Origin of the sequence: Micromonospora sp. MH99 (assembly GCF_021442385.1) — a bacterium.
GTDB lineage: Bacteria > Actinomycetota > Actinomycetes > Mycobacteriales > Micromonosporaceae > Micromonospora.
In genome coordinates, this window is the sequence record NZ_MUZA01000003.1 from 178,847 (window position 1) to 202,029 (window position 23,183).

Here is a 23,183-nt window from a genome sequence, read left to right on the forward strand (position 1 = left end):
ATGCCCACGGTACGCACGCCCCCGGTTGTCGCCGCGCTCGACATCGGGGGCACCAAGACGGCTGCCGCCATCGTGACCCGCGACGGTGCGGTCATCGACCGGCTCACCGCCGCGACGCCCGGCCGGGCCGGGGCGACGGCCATCCTCGACACCGCAGCGGGTCTCGTCGACCGCCTGCGGACGAGGGCGACAGAGGCGCACGTCGGCGCCCTCGGTGTCGGCAGCGCCGGTGTGATCGACCCCCGGACGGGTCGGGTGCTGTCGGCCACCGACGCCCTGGCCGGCTGGGCCGGTACGGACCTGCGGGGACGACTGCGCGAGCAGTTGGGCGTGCCCGTGTCCGTCATCAACGACGTGCACGCGCACGCCCTCGGTGAGGCGCGGCACGGCGTCGCGGCCGGCTACGACACGACGCTCTTCATCGCCGTCGGCACCGGCATCGGCGCCTCCTTCGTGGTCGACGGCGACGTGCTCACCGGCGCCCACTCGACGGCCGGCCACGCCGGCCACCAGCCCTCGCCGTACGCCGGGCAGTTGCCCTGCACCTGCGGCGGCCAGGGCCACCTGGAGGCCATCGCCTCCGGCCCCGCCCTCACCGGGGAGTACGTGCGGCGTACCGGCCAGCGGGTCGACGACCTGCGGTCGGTCGCCGCGCGGGCCGCGGACGGCGACGCGGCGGCCCGGGACGTGATCCTGTTGGGCGGCACCGCCGTCGGCTCGGCGGTCGGCGGGCTGGTCAACATGCTCGACCCCGGCGCCGTCGTGATCGGCGGCGGCGTCGCCGGCCTCGGCGACCTCTGGTGGCAGGCCCTTCGCGCCGCCGTACGGCGGGAGACCCTGCCCAGCCTGGACGACGTGCCGGTGCTGGCCTCCACCCTCGGTTCGGACGCCCCACTTCTCGGGGCCGCCACGCTCGCCTGGAAGGGCATCTCATGAACGCGCTCATCGAAGGACTCCGCCACCGGCTGGTCGTCTCCTGCCAGGCGTACCCCGGTGAGCCGATGCGCACCCCGGACACGATGCGCCGGGTGGCCCTCGCCGCCGCCCAGGGCGGAGCCGCCGGCATCCGCGCCCAGGGCCTGGCGGACATCGCGGCGATCCGGGAGGCCGTCGACCTGCCGCTGATCGGGCTGTGGAAGGACGGGAACGACGACGTCTTTATCACCCCCACGCTGGAGCACGCGCTGTCGGTGGCCCGGGCCGGCGCGCACGTCGTCGCGCTCGACGCCACCGCGCGACCCCGGCCGGACGGCCGGAGCCTGCGCGAGACCATCGCCGCCGTCCACCAGTTGACCGGGGCCCTGGTGATGGCGGACTGCTCCACTCTCGCCGAGGGGATCGCCGCCGCCGCGGCCGGCGCCGACCTGATCGGCACCACCCTGGCCGGCTACACCGCGTACACCACCAAGCAGCCCGAACCGGACCTGGACCTGGTCGCCCGGCTCGCCGCCACCGTCGACGTGCCGGTGGTAGCTGAGGGCCGGATCCACACGCCGGCGCAGGCCACGCAGGCGCTGCGGGCGGGGGCGTGGTCGGTGGTCGTGGGTACGGCGATCACCCACCCCACCACCATCACCGGCTGGTTCGCGTCGGCGATGGCCGCCCGGTAGCGCAAACCCCCACACACACTGACAACCCTGCTGTCACGGAGGCCATGCTGTGGCTCTGAGCGATCTCACCCTCGCCGAGTGCTGGGCGTACCGACCCGAGTTGGACGTGCCGAAGGACCTGGACACCTTCTGGGAACGGACGCTGGGCGCCGACGAACCCACGGCGGCGACGTACGAGCCCGTGGACACGGGTCTGACCCAGATCCGCACGTACGCGGTCACCGTCGCCGGCTTCGGCGGCGAGCCCGTGCACGGCTGGCTGCACCTGCCGGCGACCGCCACCGGGCCGTTGCCCTGCGTCGTCGAGTACCTGGGGTACGGCCGTGGCCGTGGCCTGCCCCACGAGAAGCTGTTCTGGGCCGCGGCGGGATTCGCCCACCTGATCATGGACACCCGGGGTCAGGGCTGGAGCGCGGCGCCCGGCGTTACCGCCGACCCGGACCGGTACCCGGCGGGAACCGTCCCGGGTTTCCTCACCCGCGGCGTCACCGACCCGGACGACTTCTACTACCGCAGGCTGATCACGGACGCGGTCCGCTTCGCAACCGCCGCCGCCGAGCATCCCGCCATCGACGCCGACCGGATCGCCGTCACCGGCATCAGCCAGGGCGGCGGCCTGTCGCTGGCCGTGGCCGCGCTGGTCCCCGGTGTCGCGGCGGCCATGCCCGACGTGCCCTTCCTCTGTGACATCCGGCGTGGCGTCCAGGTCGCGGGGGCGGGCCCGTACGGCGAGATCACCGAATACCTCGCCCTCTACCGTGACCGGGCCAGCCGGGTGTTCCACACCCTGTCGTACGTCGACGCCGCCGTGCTCGCGCCCCGCGCCACCGCGCCCGCGCTGTTCTCCGTCGCCATGATGGACCGGACCTGCCCGCCCTCGACCTGCTTCGCCGCCTACCACCGCTACGGCGGTGACAAGGAGGTGCGCGTGTACGAGTTCAACGACCACGAGGGTGGTGCGGCGCACCAGCAGGTCGAGCAGCTCACCTGGCTGCGCGCGCTCTTCGGCTGCTGAGGGCGGCCCCGCCGCCCGGCGTCAGCGTGGTTCCCAGGCGTCGGGCAGGGCGGTGAGCTTGCGGACGTGTGCGGGCAGCCGACCGCTGACGATCTCGGCGAGGCTCACCTCGTCGACGACCCGCCGTACGGCCGCGCGGACCGCCACCCACAGGCCGGGCAGGTTCTCCGCCGCGCCCTCGTAGCGGGTCTCCTCGGGCCGCAGGCCGCGTACACCCGCGAGGGGGCCCTCCACCGCGCGCAGCACCGCGCCGACGGTCACCTCGCGGGGTGCACGGGCGAGCGTGTAGCCACCCTCGGCGCCGCGCTGGGCGCGCACGATGCCGGCCCGACGCAGATCGGCCAGGACCGCCTCCAGGAACTTACGGGGCATGTCCTGTTCGGCGGCGATGGCCTGGGTGGACATCAGCGAGGGGTACGCGGTCGCGAGGCTCAGCGCCGCCCGTACCGCGTAGTCGCCGCGCGCGGAGATCTGCACTCCGCCATCATGCCCGCCCGGTGCCGCCGCCCGCCCCGGTGGGCTTCCCGGACCGCGTGGCGTGACCGCCGTTGGCCGGTTCGGCGGCGGCGCCGGAGCGGAACCGCCCGCCGTTGGCGCCCGTCGGCTCGGCCGCCGGTCGGGGCCGGACGACCCGGCCGGTGGCCGGCTGATCACGGGTGGCGCGGAACGCCCCCGGGCTGACCCCGATCTCACGGGTGAAGAACCGGCCGAAGTTGGTGGGCTCGGAGAAGCCGAGCTGACGGCCGATCTGGGCGATCGGTTCGTCGCTGGCGGCGAGCAGCCGGGCGGCCTGCAACGCGACCCGCTCGTCGATTACCTGTTTGGCGCTGCGACCGGTCACGGCCAGGCAGGCCCGGGTCAGGGTCCGCACCGAGCAGCCGAGCGCGGCGGCATAGTCCTCGACCCGCCGGGTCAGCTGGTAGCCGTGCTCCACCTCCCGGCCGAACCGCTGGAACGTCTCGACCTCCGGCCGGTGCCCGGACCGGGCCAGACCGGGCAGCGTCAGCCGCAGCAGCAGCACGGCGAGCTGGTGGCGCAGCAGCGCACGACCGGCCGGGGCGTCGCCGTGCCGCTGGCAGTCCACCGCCAACTGGCTCACCTCGTTGATCACCGCGTCCTCGTCCTCGCCGGCCAACTGTCGCCAGGTCTGCGGGGCGTCCGGATCGACGGCCAGGCCGTGCAGCGCCTCGGCGGTCCAGCCGACCACCGTCGCGTCGAACTGTGGGCCGGCACAGCGCAGCACCTGACCGGCGCGGACCCGCAGCAGCGTGCCGGGTCGGCACGGCAACCTGTGGAAATCCAGTTCGGCGTCGCCGTGACCCCTGGTGGTGAGGATCAACAGCTCCCGCTCGACGAACACCGGCCGCCGCCAGCCGGGGTCGCCGGCCAGGTCGGCAAGCGCGAACGTGGAAATCTCGTCGGGTACGGGTGACGCCGTTCCGATCGATGGCGCGGGGGAGGGATCAGTGGAGACCATCGCCTGCGACGGTAGCCCGAACCGCAGGTCACCGCATCCCGATCTCGGTGCGCGGCGGCGGCGAGGCTTGTCGCGATCCCCGCGGCCGGGCTACGTTACCCGGCGGTAGCGCTGTGCGGTCCGTGGCCGCCCGGCACCCGCCGTCCGCCCGACCGCCCGGCGGACCCGCCGACACGCGATGGGATGGGCATGACGCAGCTGTTCTCGGTCGAAGGCAAGACGGTCCTGGTCACCGGCGGATCGCGAGGGATCGGGCTGATGATCGCCCAGGGCTTCGTCCGCGCCGGCGCCCGTGTGATCATCTCGTCCCGCAAGGCGGACGTCTGCGAGGCCGTCGCCAAGGAACTCTCCGCCGAGGGCCACTGCGAGGCCATCCCCGCCGACCTGGGCACCGACGCGGGCGCCGAGGCCCTCGCCGCCGCCGTCCGCGAGCGCGTCGACCGCCTCGACGTGCTGGTCAACAACGCCGGCGCCACCTGGGGCGCCCCGCTGGACAACTACCCGGAGGCCGCATTCGACAAGCTCTGGGCAGTCAACGTCAAGGCCGTCTTCCGGCTCACCACCGCGCTGCTGCCGGCGCTGCGCGCCGCCGCCAGCGCCGACGACCCAGCCCGCGTGATCAACATCGGGTCCATCGACGGCATCCGGGTGCCGTTCATGGAGGTGTACGCGTACTCCGCCACCAAGGCCGCAGTGCACATGCTCACCCGCAGCCTCGCCCACCAACTGGCCGGCGAGCAGATCACCGTCAACGCGATCGCGCCCGGCCCGTTCGAGAGCAAGATGATGGCGTTCGCCCTCGATGACCCGGCGAGCAGGGCCGCCATCGAGCAGCAGGTGCCGCTGGGCCGCATCGGTCGCCCCGAGGACATGGCCGGCACCGCCATCTACCTCTCCTCGCGGGCCGGCGCGTACCTCACCGGCGCGGTCATCCCCGTCGACGGCGGCATCACCACCCACGGCTGAGCGCCGGCCACCCCCGGTCGGGCTGCCCGCGTACCCCCGGGGTGTGCGAGGGCCGCGCGGACTCGGCAGATCCGCGCGGCCCTGTCTGGCCGGTGTTGCCCGTTCGGGCGGTGCTCAGCGACCGGCGAGCAGCCGGTTCACCGCCGTGTCGACGTCCAGGTGCTCGGCCTCGCGGCCGCGCGGGACGACGACGTACGTCCGTCGAAGGAAACGCACCAGGACGCTGCGCGGCACCTCGAAGAGGGCGTTGCCGTCCGGTGACGAGAGGGCCAGCGCGACGAAGTCGCCCCGCGGTGTGGCCCAGGGCCAGACCCGCACATCGCCGATGCCCGCCGGCTCGTCAAGGCCGGTGACCAGAAGTTCGCGAGCGAACGACCAGCTCACCGCCTCGCCCCCGGCCGATTCGGCATGGAACAGGACATGGACCGCATACGGGTCAGCAGGGTCGTAACGCAGACTGGCACGCACCGGCAAGGCGGTGGCGTCAGGTGCGACGAGCCTTAGCGACGTCTCGACCTCTACGGTCGTCGGTCGGATGACACTCATGGACGTTCTCCCCCCGGCACCGCTGCGGAACGCGCGTGTCCCGCTTTTCCCATACTCAGGTGCTACTCCTGGCTACGCTCCGCCATACGCTGACTTCACCCAGTGGTGGGAAGGGGGACGGAAAGACCGCGTGAATGTGAGCATTCATGTAGGATTTCCGGTTCTGCCCAGTGCGTGATTCCGCCCGGCGTCGGGTGGCTCAGTCGTCGACTTACTCCGGTAACGTCCAGTCGGCCGTTGCAGTGACGGGCCCGAGCGACACTGGGGGGTGAAATGGTCACGAACCGATCCTCAGTGGATCCGGTGGCCGCGTCCGGTCCGCCGAAAGTCGCGGTCCGAGCAGCCGAAAAGCGGGGGTACGACGTGCCGATGGAGCAGCCCGAGCGACCCGGACGGTCGACGCCCGACACGGGCCGTACCGGCGGCGTCCTCGTCGTCGGCGAGCCGCCGAAGCGACCCCACTGGCGGCAGCGGATCTCGACGACCCTCGACCTGATCCGCGCCAACCCCACCGGCCGGATCGCCCTCAAGATCTTCATCGCCATCGCCGGCGCCCTGGTCGTCACCATCGGCATCGCCCTCATCCCGCTGCCCGGGCCGGGCTGGCTCCTGGTCATCGCCGGCCTCGGCATCTGGGCCGTGGAATTCCACTGGGCCCGCCGACTGCTCGGCTTCACCCGCCGACACGTGCACGGCTGGACCCGCTGGGTGACGCGACAGTCGCTGCCACTGCGCTTCGTGCTCGGGGCGGTCGGCCTGGTCTTCGTGGGCGCTGTGGTCTGGCTCTCCCTCAAACTCAGCTTCGGCATCGACGTGGTGGCCGAGGCGATGCGGTACCTCACGACGCACTGACCCCGGATTTCCGGTCTCGTTCCACGATCGGGTAGAGTCAACGGCGCTGAGGGCGATTAGCTCAGTGGGAGAGCGCTTCGTTCACACCGAAGAGGTCGCTGGTTCGATACCAGCATCGCCCACTCTCAGTTCTGCAGGTCAGAAGCCCGTTACCGGATTGCCTGGTAACGGGCTTCGCCGTATGTGCCGCTTACCTTGGGAGCGGCGGCACGCAGCGCGGTTGTGCAGCGGTCGCCGCGATGATCGTGCAGGTAGGCGTGGCGCTGACTGTGCTCGGGCTGGTGGGTCAGATCTGCGGCTCTGGAGTTACCCGCAGCGGGTCGTCCTCCGGCGGGTGGTGGCGCCGCGATGTTGCTGCTGGTCCCTGGCGAGGCCGCGACGGCGTACATGGCCCGCCCGAGTGGAACGCTCCGATGGTGGACAGGGGTCCTCCCATGGAGGCGAAGAGCCGACAGCTACGTGCGCGTGTCCTTCCCAGTATCCCGAGCTTCGCCGCTGCACCGGTTGTCATGTCCGTCGGCGCTCTGACTCTCTAGGCGGCCGAATTGTGGGGCGTCGCTTGCCCGCCTGAAGGTGACGCGGTTGGGCCTGTCAACTGTGGCGGGAGGCGGGGGAGCCGTCGTCCATTCTGTCGACGGTTGGCCTGTGGATCGCATGTTCAGAGAATTGGATGAATCGGCGCGGGTTCGGTGGCTTGTGGTGGGACTGGCTCTGGTTGGCCAGGCGTGTGATGGCGAAAAGATCAGCGGCCATCCGACCTCCGCGAGATGCGCCATCAAGGTGGTTCGATCCTGCCAAACGGCCCCCACGTGTCGCCCTGAGCCAGGGCGATGCTCAAGGCGTGGAAGATCGAGTCGGTTCCAGCCGTGGGCGCCGAGCCTGGATCCGCCTGTATACCCTGTGCGGATGCCTTCAGCGAAGCAGCTTCTGCTGCTCCTCGGGGCCGTGCTGCTCGCCGTCGTGGGCGCGCTGTTCGGATCCGCCTGGGCGACCGGGGTCGGCGGCGTCGTCGTTCTGGGCATCCTCGCCGTCCACCCCGCGGTGACCGGTCCTGCCGTGCCCCGGTCGACACGTCTGCTGCTGCAGGGTGGCCTGCTCCTACTCACCCTCGCGGGCGTCGTGGAGATGTGGGGATGGGTGGCCTCGCCTTTCGGCGAGGCCCCACCGAGCGCGAGCGAGCTGATCGCGCTGGTGACCGACCCGGTACGGCAGCGGACGCAGTTCCTGCGACAGCTGGCCGTGGCAAGCTGTCTGATCCTGGCCTGCGCCTGCCTCGGCGTCGCTGTCGGGCGGTTGCCGCGGGATCGGCTGCGCCGGATCGGCCGGGCCGCGCCGGCCGTGGGCGTGCTCACGCTGGTCACCCTGGTATTCGTCGCCCTCCTCCCGTCGGGGCTGACCGCCCTGCTCGGCTCGTTCACCAATGTGGCCGTGGCGGCGTTGCTCGTGCTCGGGGGGTATGCCTGGGTCGTGAGCCGCGCGGTCCGGCGCCATGGCACCGCCCCGATCGCCGCAGTGGGTGTCACGCTGCTGGCCACGGTGGCCTGGCTCGCGGTGGACGATGCCTGGCGGAGTCGGCCGGAGCCGCGCGGCAGCGACGCCTTCTACCAGACGGGCGTCAGTGTGTCGGTGGCCGTCGAGACCGGGCCCGACGTCGCGACCGCCGTCGCCGTAGCGGCGCTGCTGCTCGGAGCCGCCCTGACCGTGCTGGCCTGCGCCAGGCTCAGCACGACCCACAACGAGACGCGCTGAGCCCGGCGCCCTCCAACGGCGACTTCTGAATCTGCCGAGATGGGTGCGCCCCAGCGAAGCGGGCGCCACGTCGTCGCTATGGTCGGTGTCGTGGAGACACTGGGCCGACTTGCCGGAGTCACGGTCGACTGCCGGGATCCGCAGCGACTGGCTGACTTCTGGTCCGTGGTGCTTGGAGGACGCGTGACGGAGTCTCTTCCCGGCTGGCGGCGCGTCACTGTCGCCGGGGACGGCCCGGTGCTGACATTCCAGCCGGTCCCGGAGCCCAAGGCCGGCAAGACGCGACTACACCTCGACATCGCCGTTACCGACGTTGACGAAGCGGTCGATCGGATCGGGATGTTGGGCGGGCGGTGGACAGGTGAACGGCATGACTACCACGAGGGCGCAGTCCTCGTCATGACCGACCCGGAGGACAACGAGTTCTGCGTCGTGCAGTACTACCAGGTGTGATCTGGTTCGGCTTTCGACCGAGCATCCGAAACCTGCTGATGGCGTCGTACGCACTGTCGTCGTTGCACACTGATCACAAGCGGCCGCGAGAGCGTGGAGCCGTCGACACACTCTTCTGCCGCTGACAAGGCGCGGTGCTCGTGGGCGTGCTTTCCCGATTTACCGATGCGGCTGTTCATCCGGCACGCGGACGCCTGGGCTCAGCCCATCGGATGACCACCCGAACCGACCGATGCCTGTTCATGCAGCGCCCGGCTGAGCCGCACCTGGCGAACGCCTGACGCTCGGGCGGCGGTGGGCTCCGGTCGCACCGGGGCCCACCGCCGCCGGTCTGTCCTCAGGCATGTCCTATCGCGTGCCGATGGTGACGGCACGCCCGCCGGGCCGGTACAGCAGCAGATGGTCCGCGCTGCCCGTATGCCCGAAGTCATAGGCGACGATCCGGTCCTGGGCGTTGCGCAGGTCGAACCAGCCGACGCTGCCGACGCCCAGGTGGGAGACGTGGACCGCCGAGTACGTGTCGGCGGGGTCGTGCCGCACCACGTCCAGGTAGCCGGTGCCGGGCCGGTAGACGGCGAGGTGGTCGGCCATGCCGGTGTGGGCGTAGTCGAAGGCGACGATGCGGTCCCGCGAGTCGGCGAGGTCGTAGCCGGCGATGCCGCTGGACGAGATCAGGTGCGGCCAGAAGGTGTTGCCGGCCGCGTGCCCGACGATGGTGACCAGCCCGGCGCCGGGGCGGTACAGCAGCAGGGCGTCCTGCTTGCCGGTGTGCGCATAGTCGTAGGCGATGACCTGGTCGTTCGGGCTGGTCAGGGCAAAGCCGTCGATGCCCTGATGCGACCCGACGACCGTCTCGAACGGCCCCGCGGCGCTGTGCTGCAGGATGAACAGCACGTTGTCGCCGGGCCGGTACGCCACAAGATGGTCGAGCTTGCCGGTGTGCTCGTGGTCGTAGGCCACGAGCCGGTCCTTCGTCGACGACAGGTCGTAGCCGCCGATGCCGCTTGTCGAGGTGTACACCGGCCAGAAGCTGCCGTCCGACGCGTGGCCGACGACGTACACGACGCCCGTACCCGGCCGGTACAGCACCAGGTAGTCCTGCCGGCCGGTGTGCGCGAAGTCGTAGCTGATGATCTGGTCGTTGGTGCTGCTCAGATTGAAGCCGCCGATCCCGTTCGTGGACCTGAACACCGTCTCGAAGCTGGGCCGCTCGGTGCCGACCGTCGCCTTTCGCCGCAGCACGTACACGATCCCGGTGCCCGGCCGGTAGACCAGCAGGTGGTCGAGCTTGCCGGTGTGCTCGTAGTCGAACGGCACCACCCGGTCTCGGGGATCGGCCAGGTCGTACCCGCCGATCCCGCTCTGCGACTTGAACGGCACCCGCAGGTCGGGGTTGGTGAACGCCAGGCTCAGGTCGTCGTAGAGCCCCAGGTCCTTCTTGACGAAGCCCTCCTCCTCGACGATGCCGTACGGGTTGCCTTTGGAGTCGCGGTACGAGAACAGGACGAGAGGGCCGGTGTAGTCCTGCGCCTGCCACATCCGGACGCCCTTGACCATCTGGTCCCGTTTCATGGACCACCACCAGGCGGGATTGGTGGATGTCAGCCCGTAGCCCCACTCGGTGCCCCAGATTTTCTTGCCCGCGTCGTCCCTGCGCACCATCACGTCGCGGACCGCGGCGAGCTCACCACAGATCTGCCCGGGCGTGTCATCGGCCGGCGGTCCGAACAGGTTCTCCCAGGGCGCGCCACACTTCGGCGTTTCCGGGGCGTCGTTCATCTCGGAGTACGGATGATGGGCGACCGCATCGAATGTGTCCTTGTAACCGTGGGCGTACCCCCAGTCCAGCCATGCCGACGGCGACCTCGTCGCGTCGCCGTGAATCGCGCCGAGCCCCGCCGATCCACCGGCCAGCACATAACATTGGCCGCACGTGGAGCGGATCTCCGTGGACGCGATCTTGACCAGCTCCCAGTACCGGGCCAGTGTCGCGGTCGCGTCGGCGCCCGTGTCGTAGCGCCCGTCCCCCGGCCGGATGACTCCGTCGGCGCCGTACACGCCGTCGTACTTGCCGAAGCCGTCGATGTTCGGCTCGTTCCAGATCTCGAAGGCGTCGACGATGGGCGGGGTGCCGGGCGGGGAGCCCGGCGGCGGCCCGTAGTGCTGCACCGTCTGGTCCACGAGCGTCTTCCAGCCCTCACTGTCCGTCGGCAGCCAGGTCTCCGGCGGATCCTGCGTCGGGTCCCCCGTTGGGAAGTGACCGCCGTTGAGCCAGGAGGGCGAACCGAACAGGGTCACGAGCGGTCGCATGCCCTTGCGGTGCGCCTCCATCACTGTCCGGTCGAGGTGGTCGAAGTTCATCTGGATCGCATCCGTGGCATCTTTGAACGCGTACGTGTGAAAGTCGGTCCATGCCCTGATGATCGGCGTGCGGCCCGGGACGAACGCCTGCATGCGGTCCAGATGGTCGCCGATCCCGCCCGGCGTGGTGAAGTCCCAGCCGACCTCGGAGAAGCCGACGTCACGGTTGCTGTAGGGGTAGCGCGACGGCGCCGGGTCAGCGGACGCGGGGCCGGCGTCAGAGGCGACGAAGACCGTGGCCGCCAGCGCCATGAGGGCCGCCGCCGACAGGGAGATGAGGCGCTGTGCTCGGATCATGGGTGACCATTTCCGCCTTCCGCTGCGAGCGCGCCGTGAAACGGTCGCTCAGACAAACGGACCCAAGGCGGACAGGCTTGTCGCCATGCAACGCACCCGCGACGCCCCGTGTTGACACCCGCGTGTCAACCGCCGCGCGAGGAATGTAACCGATCTTCGATACATCAATCAAGAGCGTAGGGTGAACAGTTCGCTACCTTCTGTACGGTGAGCGCCGGTCGCAGCACCGATCGCCCTCGGACCAGCTTCGACGGTGGCCCACCGATGGGCTCGCAGGGCGGCCGCGAGTGCGGATCAGAAGGTCAGGGGCTCGAGTCCCTTCGGGCGCGCTGGGATGCCTTCTGGCGCCGGTGCGTGGGCTAGGTGAACGATGCTTGCGCCATGGTTGCGTGAGCTGCCGTTTCCTTCTGCGAGAGGCGGCTGTGAGGAAGACTGGGACGGTCAAGCGGCGGTTCGCTTGCTCGATGTCTGTCGCGTCGCGAAGGGGTCGCATGTCTGCCCCCTCGCGGCTGTCGGCAGACCCGTGACCTGAACGGCCATCCTGTAGGAGGGCGAGAGTGAGTAGTGCGGATCTTGGCGCTCGCAGTGACCGTGGCAGTGCGTACGCCGAGCTGTCTCGCCTGGTCCGGGGCGCGGGTCTCCTCGACCGCCAGCCCTGGCGCTACGCGACGCGGATCGCGCTTGTGCTGGGTTGTCTCGGCGTCCTGGGCGTGGTGTTCGTCCGGCTCGGACCGTCGTGGTGGCAGACGGCTGTCGCGGCCGCCGTGGCGATGTTCCTCGGGCAGCTGGCCTTCGTCGGTCACGACGCCGGGCACCGGCAGATCTTCCGATCCCGTCGGGCCAACGATGTTCTCGGCCTCGTCTGTGCGAACCTGCTGACCGGGATCAGTTTCGGATGGTGGGTCGACAAGCACAACCGTCACCACGCCCATCCGAACACCGAGGGCCGCGACCCCGATCTCATGGTGGCTCCGCTGTCGTTCACTCCGGGCCAGGCTGCGACGCAGCGTGGCCTGCGGGCGCTCTTCGTCCGGCACCAGGCGGCACTGTTCTTCCCTCTGCTGTTGGGGGAGGGTGTGCACCTGCACGGCGCCAGCGTCCGGGCGATCATCAGCCGTCCTGGGCTCCGGCACCGACCGGTGGAGGCCGGCCTGCTCGTCCTGCACTTCGCCGCGTACCTCGGGGCCGTGTTCCTGGTTCTGAGCGTTCCGCAGGCGATCGTGTTCATCCTGGTCAACCAGGCCCTGTTCGGTCTCTACCTGGGCAGTTCCTTCGCACCCAACCACAAGGGAATGCCCATCCTCACCGAGGCCGACGACCTCGACTACCTGCGCCGACAGGTCCTCACCTCCCGCAACGTACGTGGTGGTCGACTCCTCGACGCGCTCCTCGGCGGGCTGAACTACCAGATCGAACATCACCTGTTCCCCAGCATGCCGCGACCCAACCTGCGCCACGCCCAGCCGCTGATCCGCCAGTTCTGCACCGAACATGGCATCGCCTACCACGAAACCACTCTGATCCAGTCCTGGGCGCAAGGGCTGGCTCACCTGCGGGCGATCGGGACCGGAGCGACCCGCCAGGGCAACGGCTGAGTCTGGTCAGCGCACGCCCTGGTCACCGACCAAGGCCCGGCCAGGCCACCGCCGCGAGACGGCTGTCGGGGTCGGGGTGGGTGACCGGCGGTCAGGAAATCTAGGTTCCGATGACTAGATATCTTCCGTGGTGTGGCATACTCTTCTTCGAGTCGAGAGGAAAGATCCGTCAAGACGTAGACGGGCTGTCCGGCCGTGGGATCACGACGGGCGGCGAGGAGAGGGACATGCTTCACCGTTCCTCCCGAGAAGTAGTAGGAGCACGTGAGTTACGGCGTGACGCACGCCGGTTGCAGGTGGGGCCAAGGCTCTTTCGGGGCTCCAGCTGATGTGCGCCGCACGTGTCGGGGCCATGAAGTCGCGTGGGCTCCGGTGCCGGCGGACCGTACGACAGCAAGGGAAAGAAATAGCAGAGGAAAGGGAGGGCCTTACACCGTTGGATCGCCCGCCGTCGGCCTTCATGTCAGGCCGGGCGGACACCGCAGTTTCCATCGAACGAGAGGTGGTCTCCGGTCACGCATATGCGATCCTCGCGCCCGATGCCGTCAGTGGCGGCTGGTGCGGATACGACAAGCCGACGTTTCTGTCGGAAGATGGTGTTCTGACCCGTAACCCTGGGCCCCGGCGCTTATGCGCCGGGGCCCTCGACGTGGAGGTGACATGGGGCAAAACCCCGAGGACATGTTCGGCGATGAGAACTACCCGGCCTACACCATCGGCCAGGCCGCGGAGATGCTCGGCGCCACGCAGGACTTCCTGCGTCGCCTGGACGAGGCGAAACTGATCAATCCGCACCGCTCCAGCGGCGGGCACCGCCGCTACTCCCGCTACCAGCTGCGCCTGGCCGCCCGGGCGCGGGAGATGGTGGATCAGGGCACCGCCCTGGAGGCCGCCTGCCGGATCATCATTCTCGAAGACCAACTCGAGGAAGCCCTCCGGCAGAACGAGAAGCAATAGCGTGCGCGGCGAACCGGCGGGCGGCGTGTAGCGCCCGACCATTGGCAGGGGCGGTACGGACGACGTGGGCGCCACGGATGGTGCACACGGCCCGCGTCGGCACGGTCATCCCACTGGAGTGAGGTCAGGTGACCCGACGGCCTGCCGGTGTTCGGCCGGGCTGAGACCGCGTACCCGTTTGAAGGCCGCGCTGAGTGCGAATGAGCTGCCGTAACCGACCTGGCGGGCCACCGCGGCGACGGTGGCGTCCGGTTCGCGCAACAGGTCGGCGGCCAGCGCGAGCCGCCAGTTGGTGAGGTACGCCATCGGCGGCTCGCCGACCAGCTCGGTGAACCGGCGGGCCAGCACCGCCCGCGAGGTACCGGTGCCGGCCGCGAGGGTGGCCACCGTCCACGGCTCTGCCGGGTGGTCGTGCAGCAGGCGCAACGCCCTGCCGACCACCGGGTCGCCGTGCGCTCGGTACCAGGCGGGCGCCGCCGCCTCCGGCCGGGAGAACCAGGCCCGGAGTACGGCGATGAGCAGGAGGTCGAGCAGCCGGTCCAGGACCACATCCTGCCCCGGCTCGTCCTTGGTCATCTCGTCGTCGAGCAACGGGATGAGCGGGCTGTCCAGTGCTCCGGCCGGCAGCACCAGGAGATGGGGCAGGACCCGCAGCAGCCGTTGGCTGACCTCGCCCTGCAACTGGTACGTGCCACTGAGCAGCACCGCCGCCCCGTCGGCGCGTTCGCCCCAGGTCCGGATACCCAGGTCCATCACGTCGCACAACGCGTCCCCGGTGGGCGTGGTGCTGTGCTCACCGGGATGAATGACCGCCTGCGGCGCCGTGGCCGGGTCGTCGGCGATCGTGTACGGCTCCGGGCCACGGATGATCGCGACGTCGCCGGGGCGTAGCGGCACCGCAGCGCCCTGGTCCGGCACCACCCACGCTGTGCCGCGCAGCATGGTGACAAGGGTGAGGGGCGCGCGATCCTGGATCCGTACCGACCAGGGTGGATCGAACACCGACCGCATCAGGAACGCACCGTGCGCCCTCGGCCCGTCCAGCAGCCCCGCGAGCGCATCCATGCGCTCAGGTTAGCCCTGCGACGTGGACCGTCGAGACGCCGGCACATGCGATCGAGAGTCTCGCCCATTCCCGGCGCGCTCGCCCTCGAATTGACTGGTTGGCATGACGAACACCGTTGATGAGCAGCCAATCCTCGTACTGGGCGGCACCGGCAAGACCGGCCGCCGGGTGGTGGACCGGCTCGCCACACTCGACCGGCCGGTGCGGGTCGGCTCCCGCTCCGGCGAGCCGCCGTTCGACTGGACCGACCAGCGCACCTGGGCACCCGTACTGGACGGGGTTTCGTCGGTCTACCTGGTGTACTACCCGGACCTGGCCGCGCCGGACGCCGTCGCGACGATCCGCTCGTTCACCGAACAGGCGGTGTCCGGCGGGATCGAACGGCTGGTTCTGCTTTCCGGCCGGGGCGAGGAGGAGGCCACGCTCAGCGAGCGGATCGTCCAGGACTCCGGAGTGGCCTGGACGATCGTGCGGGCGAGCTGGTTCAACCAGAACTTCAGCGAGGACTTCCTGACCGACTCGATACGCGGCGGCCAGGTCACCCTCCCGGCCGGGAACGTGCCGGAGCCGTTCGTCGACGCCCGCGACATCGCCGACATCGTGGTCGCGGCGCTGACCGACGACGGGCACGCGGGGCAGCTCTACGAGGTGACCGGCCCGCGGCTTCTCACCTTCGCCGAGGCGACCTCGGAGATCGGCGACGCGCTCGGACGGGAGATCCGCTACCGATCGGTTTCGTCCGAGGAGTACGCCGCCGTGATGGCCGGGTACGACGTGCCGGCGGAGCTCGTGGCGGTGCTGACCGAGCTGTTCGGCAAGGTGTTGGACGGCCGCAATGCGCAGCTCGCCGATGGTGTGCAACGGGCGCTGGGCCGCAGGCCGCGCGACTTCACCGACTCTGCCCGGGAAGCCGCCGCCGCTGGCGCATGGGACACGTCACCCGCTGGAGGCCGGGCATGAACGCCACAGTGGCTGCCTGGTCGGCGGCGGCGACAGTGGTGGTCACGGGTGCGATCACCGGTGTCTACTACGCTTTTTCGGTGGCGGTGATGCCCGGTCTGAACGCCGTCGCCCCCGGTACCGCGATCCCGGCCATGACGAGCATCAACCAGAGGATCCAGAATCCGCTGTTCTTCGTCACGTTCTTCGGCCCGCTCGTCGCCGCCACGGTGACCGGTGTGTTGCTGTTGATCCTCGGGCAGCGGTCGGCGGGTGTGCTGTTCCTGATGGCCACGGCGGTGTACCTGGTGGGCGCGTTCATCCCGACGGTGGTCGTCAACGTGCCGATGAACGAGAACCTCGACGCCGCAGGCGTGCCGACCGATCCTGCGGAGGCGGCCCGGGTGTGGGCCTCCTACTCGTCCGCCTGGACGTCGTGGAACTCGGTACGCGCCGGTGCCAGCCTGATCAGCCTGCTGCTGGCTGGTCTCGGGATCTACCTCTCGGGCACGTCCCGATGACGTCGCCGTCCGGTGCTGGCAGGGTGGACGCTGTGACTCGGCATCACGTCGTGGCGCGGATTGCTATCTCCGGGCCGGACGACAGGTGTCACGCCCGGCTCAGGCCGAGCGCCTCGTCCACCCGGTCCAGCACCGTCATGTCGTCATGGCCGACGCCGCGCAGCAGGTCGATGGCGGTCGCCCGGATCTGCCCGACGATCATGGTGACCGGCAGCGGCGGATCGGACCGGAGCAGGCCCGCGGCGATCCGGACCGCTTCCAGGGCCGCCGCGTCGGCGTGGTGCGCGTGCCGGTCGGCGTCGACGCCGCTGAGGTCGCTGGCCAGCGCCTCCCCGGCCGACCGTACGGCGGCGGTCAGCGCGCCGATCGCGGCGGCCAGCTCCGGCGGTGTGGCGGTGTGCCGGCGGGTCAGGGTCGCACTGGCCCGGGCCAGCACCCGGATGTTGCGGGCGGCGTAGTCGAGCTGCCGCAGCGTCGCTTCCACGTCGGCGAGCTTGCCCAGGTGCCGGCGGCGCAGCCCCAGCCGCAGCGTCTCACCGGTGGCGAGCACGGCGGTCTGCAACTGGGCGACGCAGTCGTCCACCTGCCGGGCCTGGTCCAGCGCGGCGCGGGCGGCATCTTCGTCGCAGCTCTGCAGCGCCGCGTTCACCTCATCGAGCAGGTCGGCCAGGTCGGTGTAGCTGCGCCGGGCCTGCGACACCAGCGGCGCCAGCGGGTCGCGGGCGGCCCTCAGCTGGCTGGCGGCCAACGCCACCGCGCCGCCGATGAGCGCGTCGATGAAGCGGAACGGCATCAGCGTCCCGTGCGGCGCGGCGACCACCACCAGGTACATGGCTGAGACGGTGGCCTGCACGACCAGGGCACGGCGGGCACCGATCACCACGAGCGTCGTGGTGGTCAGTACCAGCACCAGCAGGACCGTGCCGGTGCCCGGGCCCAGCGCGTACACCAGCAGCTCCGCGACGAGCACGGCGGCGGCCACGGCGAGCAGGATCTCGACGGTCTGCCGCAGCCGTCGCCCGCGGGACTCACCGAGCACGACGAGCGCGGCGGTCGGGGCGTAGAACGGGTCCGGGTGACCGATCACCACCGCTGCCACGAGCCAGGCGATCACCGCGGCGGCGGTCAGCTCGATCACGGTCACCCCGTCGCCCCGCAACCGCGCGACGGCGTCGCGCCCCCACGTCCGCACCGGTGACACCCCTTCCGCCCCAGCGGACCGGGGACGGCCGCCGATTGATCTTCCGCGAGGACGGGCACTACCCCGCCCGTGACCTGCTCAATCGTCAGGTGGTGGGCGGCACTCGGGACGGGAGGCCGGTGACGCGCGGTCAGTCGTCTCCGTCAAACTCGGCCGCGTCGACGAGACCGCCCACCAACGTCCCGAAGTCGGGGGCGATGACGGTGATCTGGTAGTCCCACTCCTGGTCGACGTGTACGACGCTCATGCAGTGCCGCACCCTGGGCCGGACGGGCATCGAGGTCAGCCCGTACGCGCTCGGCACGCTGATGTTCGCCACGGTGATCGGGAACCCCGACCCTGCCGACTCGATCAAGGTCATCCACAGGGCGCTGGACGCGGGGATCAACCTCGTCGACACCGCCGATGCCTACGGCGACTCGGAGGAGATCGTGGGCAGGGCCCTGAAGGGGCACCGCGACAAGGTCATCCTCGCGACCAAGGTGGGCCTTCCCAGGCTGAACGCGCCGCCCGGACGCCGGGCGCGGCCACGGCCACCGACCCCAACCAGCGAGGCCCCCGTCCAGATCACCAACACCACCGACGCGGTCTCCATCGCCCTTCGCCGTCGACAGACGCGGTCACGAACATCGGAACCAGCCCTCTGGGCAGAACCGGCCGGGCCGTCACGAGCAGCAAGCCCAGCTCGTTGGCTACGCCGGGCGGTTAGGACGGCCTGCGTGGCAGGACGAACTGTGTCTCCAGAAAATTTCGGACGAGTACAGCGGCGAAACCCGCAGCGGCGAACTTCCAGGAGTCCTGGCTCATGGACTCGTCACTTCGTCCGAAGTCGCTGATTCCGCGTACGACTGCCCAGTGCTGATCCCGCAGGTTGGCCCCGAACCCATATGACTCCTGGTCGACGGCCTTGATGGCCGCGTTGTGCCGATACAGGTCGTCCATGAACTCCTGGCTGCGCACGGCGAGTTCGCCACTCCCAATGACGATGTTGCGGGTGATGACCTCGGGCCTGAACGCCACGTCCAGACCTTCCGGTTTCTCGCCAGGACCGAGTGCGCTGATGAAATCCGCTATTCGTTCGTAAAAGCCGGACTGGATCGGTCGGTAGTAACGGAAGTTCATGAACATGGATTCGGCGATCTCCACAGGCTTGTTCCTGCTTTGGACCTCCTGGTCCGTCACCCGGCCCGGCTCGTAGTAGTGAACCCACTCGGGGAGGACCACACTGCCCAGCCCGACATGGTCCCGGTGGCCGCCGGCCACCCCTACCAGGAGCCACACCGAGGGGTTGTAGTGCGTCCTCAATTCGCTGATCACCGGACCGACGTCAGGGTTCCCAGAGCGTACGGAAGAGCTGACCACGACCGAGATGGGTCGGCCCGCCCGCGACGTCCGCAGCTCGGTCTCGTAAAAGCGGCGGTTGCTGCCCACGGGCTGGGTGAAACTCGCCGCGTCCAGGTCGAACGCGCGCAAAGTCGCATCGAGTTCTTCGCTGATCACCGTGACGATGGCGACGTCGGTCCGGATCGGTACCAACTCGGGTCTCCCGTCGCTCCAGGCGCTTATCGGCGCGAACAGATGGAGCAGTGACCGGTCGAGGGCCTCCCGATCCCGTTCGTCGACTCCTCGGCGTGCTGCCCCGTAGTCGGCCATGATGAGCGCGATCTTCTCGGCCTCGAGTGGTATCTCAGCCCGGAGTGCTGCTTCGAGGTGGTGCACGATGGCGCGGCACCGGTCAAGGGCATGTTCTGGGCCGGGAGGAGGTACGTCGGTCACGAAAACCGCCTTGGCCTCGGGATTTCGTACAATGGCAGAACCGGCACCTCGGGCAGGGTGAAGTCGGGATCGCGGTTGAGGAATGGGACGTACGCCTTCGCTTCGACTCCCACTTCCGCTAGGAGACGACGCATGGCATGGGCGGTGGTCCCCGAACCGTTGAACTCGTCAAGCATGTACACCGCTGCATCCTTGGACAGTGCCGAGAGTTGGCCTCGCCATTTGGCTGTGTCCGAGGGCTCCCTCGGTTTGGTCAACGCGTCCTCGGCCAGGGGAGCTGCGTCGCGGGAGTCTTTCTCCGAGCGTTCCGCCCCGTTCAATGCGGGCCGAGGAACGGCAACCGATACCGGTCGGTCGCCGAGCCACCGCTTGAGCACCTGTGTCAACGCTCGCATGCCCGGTTCGTCAGGGGACACGAAGACGACCTCTTCCGGCATCGCACCCAGATGATATTTGATCAACTTGTCAATCTTGTACGCGATCCAGTCGCCGAACTCTTCGAAGATGTGCTCGAAGTCCGGCACGAGCCGAATCCGCTCAGCGTTCTCTGGACCGTACTTTTCTTCTACCCAATCGTGCAGCAGCAGCATCGTCCAGAAGTCGTAGGCGCGTAGTCCGACCGCGCCCTCGACATGAGGATGTGTAAAGCCAAGCTTTGCCCGACACTGGGGACACGTCGATCGCGGTGACAACTCGCGATTGACTCGGTGAAGGGACCGGGCGACCAACTGCAAGTCCTCGACATAAAGTCGTTGGTCCTTCCCGCCGAACACCGAAATGACCGTCGGATGCAGCATGGCACCGTGGCGGCTCAGCGCGCTGATCAGGTCCTTCGCCGTCTCGCCGGTGCTGACCAGGTCCAGAAGGAGAACACCGGTGCCGGCCACTACATTGCCGGGAGAGACGTCGGGGCCAGGGGGTAGCGGTTTGTGAATTTTGCCCAGCCTTCCGGCGATAATCCAGCCGGCCTCGGTCAACCATGGCGAGCGACTTTGGTGGGAATAAACAACGGTGAGAGAGTCCGCCAGCCGCTGCTGCCGGATGAACTCGACTACGAGGTCGGCCACCTCGTCCACCGCCAAGGACGCGTCGAAGAAGTAACGGGTGCAGTGTGCGTCGCTGTTGGTGCCGAACTGGAAATGTCCCATACGCCTGAGAGCTTTGCGTTTGAGTCTCTCCTCCACGGACTCCGTCAAATCCTGCAGTCGGTCGTAGTACTCGTCCGGAGTCGGGTTTTTGGTGCGGGAAGCGAAGCCTCCTGTCTCGGACAACCGCCACTGCACCGCGTCCGCGCCCATCACGACCAAGGATCCCATGATCCGATGGCCTTCGCGCCACCGCTGCATCGAGCTGAGAATCTCCAACTCCTGGTTGCCGATGTCTGGCGTGCCGGAGGTTGGCTTCTTCGATATCGGCAGTAGCACCACGGCATGTGCGATGCGACCTGTGGCGAGCAGGCTACCCAGCACGTGACCAGCGTGATAAAGCAGCTCGGGCCGAACGTGGAAGGGATTGCTCACCGAGAAGTCGAGGACAAGGATGGGATCGAGGTGCGACGGGAGGATGCAAGCGGCCTCGATTAGGCCCTCGATACTGCTCGCCTCGCCCTGGAAGGCTTGCAAGGTCATGGGAACGGTCGTGGCGGTCGCTGGAGCTTGCGCCGGAGCGATGAGCCTCCCGGCCAGCCAAGCGCAGAAGCTCAATCGCTTTGGAGAGACCTCCTCCGTGGTCGCCCGTCCCAGCGTGACAACGACCGGAATAATCGGCCTACCAGCTGGAGGCATAGGCCGGGAGTTCCATAACGATCAGGTTGCCAGTATTTTCGAGAGCGTCCGGGACGATCTGCGCCATGAAGCTTGCCTCCCCCAATGGGTCGCTCCGCAGTCGCACCGCCGTACCGGCGCAGCTCAGCGTTAGCGTGCCCGCAAACTTGTTCACCACATGATCGAGCAGGAGCGGCAGCTCACTCCGTGGCCTGCGGTACGACTCCGGGTAGCTGCCGTCCTGCCGTCGCGGGCGGACCGCCGCGATGAGCCGCCGTACTGCCGCGGGAATTTCAGGAAGCCGCAGTGTGTAGGACTTTGCCGGGTCCATCGGGCGTAGTACGACAGAGGGGAAAACATCCAGCGGATCGGTTTCCATATCCCCGCCGGCCGTCATTGGTTCACCGTCATCCCAGGCAGCGATGACGAGTTGCCCGTCCTCCACGTCGGCCCTATTTTCCGGGAGGTGCATTTCAGATGCGATGACCGTCATGTGCGCGTTTTTACGGTGAGAAAGGTTGATCACCAACTCCTGCACGAGGACCCGCGCCACGTCTTGCGGATCGCCTTTCAGGCTCCGCTCGAACAGGGCCAGCGCGAGGGGAGAACTCCAACGTGCTATCTCCGCGTTTGCCATATCTATTGCGACGTCGGGCAACCCAAGCGGATAACTTATGAGCCCGAACAGCCCTTCAGTCTGCAGGAACTGGAGAACCTGACGGGCGGCCCCGCCCAGCGGGAGTCGGGGCGAGGGGCGAGGAGCGTCCAGGTGAGGGATGTCTTCCATGGTGACGAGCAGCCGAATCGGTGCGTTTGCCGCCCTCTCCAGTGCTGCCGCGAACCCCCATTCCTGGAGGCGCCACCGGGCTGCAGGGCTGCTGGGTAGTCGGAAGGTAGTGATCAGTCCGAGCAGCGAGCGCGCGCGGACCGCAGCGATCAGGTGAATCAACGCGAGCGGGGCGACGTCCCGGCAGTCCGAGAAGTCGAGCAGAACCGGGTCATAACGATGGGAGCGCAGGATCGGCAGAAGTTGCCTGACCTGCATCACTCCGAACCGCTCTGGAACTCGCTCTTCCCGCACCCGACGTCCCTACTTCCGTAGGTCTAATAGGTCGCTGCCAATGCTCCGCGCCGCTGGACCTGGCATCGGTGATGACGGATGCAACGTAGCGGACTGCCCGGGTGGCGACAAGCCGAGTGTCGCGTGTCGACACCACGATCCGACGAAAGATCACGGTGATCTCAGCCGATCGGAGGACCCAGAAGAACCTTCACTGTCCTCCGCTGTACCGCTCCCATCCCGGCCGAGGTCGGCATACGTGACGATCTGTGCCGCCAACACGATCACTAGGACGATTTCCGCCAACGCGACGGCCACGAATGGGATCCGCCATGGGCCGAGACTGAAATATACCGTTATCGCGGTGAGGGGCGAGAAGCAGAACACCATGAGGTCTGCCATCAGTTGCAGGTACTTGCGAGACTGGCGGCGCCCGTCACGTCGATGGGCTGATTCCCAAGCAAAGATGAGCTTGGCGTCACCAACTGTCAGTGCGCCTAGACTAGGAGCCAGGTGGTGTCGTACGTACCGGCCGATGGCAGAGATCTTCTCGTCGTTGACCAGGTAGGTCCAGCCGAGTCGACCGCTGCCGGCGGAAGGAGCAGCAACAGGTTGGCATGCCCACGCGTCTGAAGGGTCGGTCCGATGATCGCCGCCATCGCCGCCAGCGTGACGTAGAGCAGGTTGTCCCGGAAGCCGATCCGGACCTTTTGTTCCTCCTTAAGTCGCTCGTACTCGAGGATCAGCAGCGTTCCTACCGTGACGCCGTCGTCTTTTCCCATCTCCGTCCCCTTCCCTCAGTGCTCCCAGCATGGCCCTGTGCGGCAAGGATCGATGTCAGGAGGCAGCGGCCGTCCTATGAACCGCATCCACCGGCAACCCTGTGAGAAGGGCTTCCTGAGTGGTGACCTCTTCGGCGACAGCGAAGTGCACATCGTGTGCTGATCTACGCGGGGCTCGGCTCGACAGGGCTGGCCCC

Annotated in this window: 21 protein-coding genes, 1 tRNA gene and 2 pseudogenes; 13 read left to right on the forward strand and 11 right to left on the reverse strand. The window is 68.8% G+C overall.

What is annotated here, in order from left to right; genetic code table 11:
- Genes B0E54_RS03025 through B0E54_RS03035 form a run of 3 tightly spaced genes read left to right on the forward strand, consistent with a single transcriptional unit; the run spans window position 1 to window position 2,625 of the window.
- Window positions 1–936 (forward strand): ROK family protein, encoded by a 936-nt coding sequence (locus tag B0E54_RS03025; protein WP_234581684.1) that lies wholly within the window; start codon window positions 1–3, stop codon window positions 934–936.
- On the forward strand, window positions 933–1,610 hold the full coding sequence (locus B0E54_RS03030) for an N-acetylmannosamine-6-phosphate 2-epimerase (protein ID WP_234581685.1): 678 nt from the start codon (window positions 933–935) through the stop codon (window positions 1,608–1,610). The genes B0E54_RS03025 and B0E54_RS03030 overlap by 4 nt, the downstream gene beginning before the upstream one ends.
- 49 nt (window positions 1,611–1,659) lie before the next feature.
- On the forward strand, window positions 1,660–2,625 hold the full coding sequence (locus tag B0E54_RS03035; protein ID WP_234581686.1) for an acetylxylan esterase: 966 nt from the start codon (window positions 1,660–1,662) through the stop codon (window positions 2,623–2,625).
- A 21-nt stretch (window positions 2,626–2,646) separates the two neighbouring features.
- On the opposite strand, the gene B0E54_RS03040 is transcribed toward B0E54_RS03035, so the two are convergent.
- Both B0E54_RS03040 and B0E54_RS03045 read right to left on the reverse strand, forming a co-directional pair.
- Window positions 2,647–3,102: an Rrf2 family transcriptional regulator gene (locus B0E54_RS03040; RefSeq protein ID WP_234581687.1), complete on the reverse strand. Its 456-nt coding sequence runs from the start codon at window positions 3,100–3,102 to the stop codon at window positions 2,647–2,649.
- 7 nt (window positions 3,103–3,109) lie between these two features.
- On the reverse strand, window positions 3,110–4,102 hold the full coding sequence (locus B0E54_RS03045) for a helix-turn-helix transcriptional regulator (protein ID WP_234581688.1): 993 nt from the start codon (window positions 4,100–4,102) through the stop codon (window positions 3,110–3,112).
- Window positions 4,103–4,291: 189 nt separating this feature from the next.
- Between B0E54_RS03045 and B0E54_RS03050 the strand changes: the two genes are divergently transcribed.
- Window positions 4,292–5,068, forward strand: a complete 777-nt coding sequence (locus tag B0E54_RS03050) for an SDR family oxidoreductase (RefSeq protein ID WP_234581689.1) — start codon at window positions 4,292–4,294, stop codon at window positions 5,066–5,068.
- A gap of 114 nt (window positions 5,069–5,182) precedes the next feature.
- On the opposite strand, the gene B0E54_RS03055 is transcribed toward B0E54_RS03050, so the two are convergent.
- Window positions 5,183–5,614: an SsgA family sporulation/cell division regulator gene (locus tag B0E54_RS03055; protein WP_007457244.1), complete on the reverse strand. Its 432-nt coding sequence runs from the start codon at window positions 5,612–5,614 to the stop codon at window positions 5,183–5,185.
- A 294-nt stretch (window positions 5,615–5,908) separates the two neighbouring features.
- On the opposite strand from B0E54_RS03055, the gene B0E54_RS03060 reads away from it, so the two are divergent.
- From B0E54_RS03060 to B0E54_RS03075, 4 genes are all read left to right on the forward strand, one after another.
- Entirely contained in the window at window positions 5,909–6,466 is a 558-nt protein-coding gene (locus B0E54_RS03060) for a TIGR02611 family protein (protein ID WP_374109235.1), read from the forward strand.
- 50 nt (window positions 6,467–6,516) lie between these two features.
- Window positions 6,517–6,588 (forward strand) — tRNA-Val (locus tag B0E54_RS03065).
- 784 nt (window positions 6,589–7,372) lie between these two features.
- Window positions 7,373–8,215, forward strand: coding sequence for a hypothetical protein (locus tag B0E54_RS03070; protein ID WP_234581691.1), 843 nt, complete (start codon window positions 7,373–7,375; stop codon window positions 8,213–8,215).
- Window positions 8,216–8,305: 90 nt separating this feature from the next.
- Window positions 8,306–8,668 carry a VOC family protein gene (locus B0E54_RS03075; RefSeq protein WP_234581692.1) on the forward strand — a complete coding sequence of 121 codons (363 nt, stop codon included), beginning with the start codon at window positions 8,306–8,308 and terminating at the stop codon, window positions 8,666–8,668.
- 348 nt (window positions 8,669–9,016) lie between these two features.
- Here the strand turns inward: B0E54_RS03075 and B0E54_RS03080 are convergent, their stop codons facing one another.
- Window positions 9,017–11,326, reverse strand: coding sequence for a hypothetical protein (locus tag B0E54_RS03080; RefSeq protein WP_234581693.1), 2,310 nt, complete (start codon window positions 11,324–11,326; stop codon window positions 9,017–9,019).
- Window positions 11,327–11,883: 557 nt separating this feature from the next.
- On the opposite strand from B0E54_RS03080, the gene B0E54_RS03085 reads away from it, so the two are divergent.
- Together B0E54_RS03085 and B0E54_RS03090 are read left to right on the forward strand one after the other, a co-directional pair.
- Window positions 11,884–12,921, forward strand: a complete 1,038-nt coding sequence (locus tag B0E54_RS03085) for an acyl-CoA desaturase (protein ID WP_234581694.1) — start codon at window positions 11,884–11,886, stop codon at window positions 12,919–12,921.
- Between the two features lie 660 nt (window positions 12,922–13,581).
- Window positions 13,582–13,878, forward strand: a complete 297-nt coding sequence (locus tag B0E54_RS03090; RefSeq protein WP_234581695.1) for a helix-turn-helix domain-containing protein — start codon at window positions 13,582–13,584, stop codon at window positions 13,876–13,878.
- A 105-nt stretch (window positions 13,879–13,983) separates the two neighbouring features.
- Here the strand turns inward: B0E54_RS03090 and B0E54_RS03095 are convergent, their stop codons facing one another.
- Window positions 13,984–14,943: an AraC family transcriptional regulator gene (locus B0E54_RS03095; protein ID WP_234581696.1), complete on the reverse strand. Its 960-nt coding sequence runs from the start codon at window positions 14,941–14,943 to the stop codon at window positions 13,984–13,986.
- A 103-nt stretch (window positions 14,944–15,046) separates the two neighbouring features.
- Between B0E54_RS03095 and B0E54_RS03100 the strand changes: the two genes are divergently transcribed.
- Together B0E54_RS03100 and B0E54_RS03105 are read left to right on the forward strand one after the other, a co-directional pair.
- Window positions 15,047–15,904 carry an NmrA family NAD(P)-binding protein gene (locus B0E54_RS03100; RefSeq protein WP_234581697.1) on the forward strand — a complete coding sequence of 286 codons (858 nt, stop codon included), beginning with the start codon at window positions 15,047–15,049 and terminating at the stop codon, window positions 15,902–15,904.
- Window positions 15,901–16,404, forward strand: coding sequence for a DUF1772 domain-containing protein (locus B0E54_RS03105; RefSeq protein ID WP_234581698.1), 504 nt, complete (start codon window positions 15,901–15,903; stop codon window positions 16,402–16,404). Before B0E54_RS03100 ends, B0E54_RS03105 begins: the two co-directional genes overlap by 4 nt.
- 88 nt (window positions 16,405–16,492) lie before the next feature.
- On the opposite strand, the gene B0E54_RS03110 is transcribed toward B0E54_RS03105, so the two are convergent.
- Together B0E54_RS03110 and B0E54_RS03115 are read right to left on the reverse strand one after the other, a co-directional pair.
- Entirely contained in the window at window positions 16,493–17,596 is a 1,104-nt protein-coding gene (locus B0E54_RS03110) for an aromatic acid exporter family protein (RefSeq protein WP_234581699.1), read from the reverse strand.
- A 139-nt stretch (window positions 17,597–17,735) separates the two neighbouring features.
- Window positions 17,736–17,849 (reverse strand): annotated as a pseudogene (locus tag B0E54_RS03115) (SMI1/KNR4 family protein); the annotation flags it as partial.
- Window positions 17,850–17,913: 64 nt separating this feature from the next.
- Here B0E54_RS03115 and B0E54_RS32685 point away from each other — a divergent pair.
- Window positions 17,914–18,048, forward strand: a pseudogene (locus B0E54_RS32685) (aldo/keto reductase); the annotation flags it as partial.
- 262 nt (window positions 18,049–18,310) lie between these two features.
- Here the strand turns inward: B0E54_RS32685 and B0E54_RS03125 are convergent.
- The 4 genes from B0E54_RS03125 to B0E54_RS03140 form a co-directional block, all read right to left on the reverse strand.
- Window positions 18,311–19,381 carry a hypothetical protein gene (locus B0E54_RS03125; protein ID WP_234581700.1) on the reverse strand — a complete coding sequence of 357 codons (1,071 nt, stop codon included), beginning with the start codon at window positions 19,379–19,381 and terminating at the stop codon, window positions 18,311–18,313.
- Window positions 19,378–21,009: a hypothetical protein gene (locus B0E54_RS03130; RefSeq protein ID WP_234581701.1), complete on the reverse strand. Its 1,632-nt coding sequence runs from the start codon at window positions 21,007–21,009 to the stop codon at window positions 19,378–19,380. The genes B0E54_RS03125 and B0E54_RS03130 overlap by 4 nt, the downstream gene beginning before the upstream one ends.
- Before the next feature lie 139 nt (window positions 21,010–21,148).
- Complete coding sequence (locus tag B0E54_RS03135; protein ID WP_234581702.1) at window positions 21,149–22,225, reverse strand: hypothetical protein; 1,077 nt, start codon at window positions 22,223–22,225, stop codon at window positions 21,149–21,151.
- Window positions 22,226–22,701: 476 nt separating this feature from the next.
- Window positions 22,702–22,986: a hypothetical protein gene (locus B0E54_RS03140; protein ID WP_234581703.1), complete on the reverse strand. Its 285-nt coding sequence runs from the start codon at window positions 22,984–22,986 to the stop codon at window positions 22,702–22,704.
- Between the last annotated feature and the right edge of the window lie 197 nt (window positions 22,987–23,183).